The sequence below is a fragment of the Streptomyces sp. NPDC005728 genome (genome assembly GCF_040630895.1).
Classification (GTDB): Bacteria; Actinomycetota; Actinomycetes; order Streptomycetales; family Streptomycetaceae; genus Streptomyces.
The window spans coordinates 1-1,240 of the sequence record NZ_JBEXYL010000300.1 but is presented as its reverse complement, the minus strand read 5'-3'; the positions used below and the strand labels follow the sequence as shown (position 1 = coordinate 1,240).

Annotated in this window: 1 protein-coding gene and 1 pseudogene; both read left to right on the top strand. The window is 67.4% G+C overall.

Annotated features, from left to right (window positions below; all coding sequences use genetic code 11):
* Positions 1 to 243 (top strand): annotated as a pseudogene (locus tag ABZ471_RS48750) (hypothetical protein); the annotation flags it as partial.
* Positions 244 to 368: 125 nt separating this feature from the next.
* Positions 369 to 1,240, top strand: an 872-nt coding sequence (locus ABZ471_RS48745) for an amidase domain-containing protein (RefSeq protein WP_359075640.1), incomplete at its 3' end; no start/stop codon positions are given.

Here is a 1,240-nt window from a genome sequence, read left to right as displayed (position 1 = left end):
CGCGTGTACTACGGCAGCCGCGCTCCGCTGTTCATCGGCAACCACTTCGAGGACTGGAACGGCGGAATCTACATGAAGGCCATCGACCAGGTCGTGAAGGACGTGTGCACCAAAAAGGGCGTCAAGTGCGTCTCCTTCAAGGAGCTGGCCGACTGGATGGACGTACAGAAGCCGCAGACGCTGGCGAACCTGCGCAGCCTGGACCCGGCCCAGTCGCCGGACTGGGCCACGGTGGTCAAGTGACGCGCCTGGACTGCTGATTCCACTTGTGTAACCCCCTTCACAACCGACACGCATGCCGTGCGAAGATGCGTCTCCCCGGTAGGTGTGTACCGGTGTAGAGGGGAACATCATTGAAATCGAGAAGATTGAGCCGTAAGGGGCGCCGCGCCGGCATAGTCTCGGTGGCCGCCGCCTCGGTCGTCGCCGGAGTGGCCCTGGTGCCCAACTGGAGCGCGGGCGCTGCGGTCGTCGACGACCCGACCGTGGACGCCGCCACCAAGGCGACCTTCCAGCGCCTGGCCGACGCGGTCTTCACCGACCGCACGGAAGCCCTGGTGGACGAGGGCGCCACGAAGCGCACCACGTCCCGTTTCTCCGGCGACGTCACGTTGTCCGCCTCGCAGTCGCGGGCGGAGGGCTCCGCGCTGACCGAACTGCGCGGCCGCCAGTCCCGCCTCGCGAAGCTGGGCGAGAAGTACAGCGACGGCAACACCCGGGTCACGCTGGACGCGACGCGGGTGACCGGCCGTACGGCCAAGGCCGACGTCACCGAGACCACCACGCTGACCTACGAGAAGGCCACGGGCAAGGAGCCGAAGACCACCGGCTTCCAGGCCCACCACGAGCTGACGTTCAAGGCCGACCGGCAGGGCAACTGGCAGCTGACCAGGGTCCGCGACACGGACAACGGCTACCTCGCGGTCAACCAGGTCGCCAAGCAGCCGACCGTCGCCGTGAAGGCCCCCGACGACGACAGCCCGCCCGACGCCCCCCGGGCGTCGACCACCTGGCCCGCGCCCGCCAACCGGAAGACGCTCACCGGCGGCACCTATGACTACAAGGCCATGGTGTCGTACGCGACGAAGTACTGGAACAACTACAACCCCGACTACCCGGACTACAACGGGCACGGCGCGGGCGGCGACTGCACCAACTTCGTCAGCCAGTCCCTGAAGGCGGGCGGCTGGAAGCACGTCCCCGGCTACACGTACGACTTCCACAAGTGGTTCGGCAACGC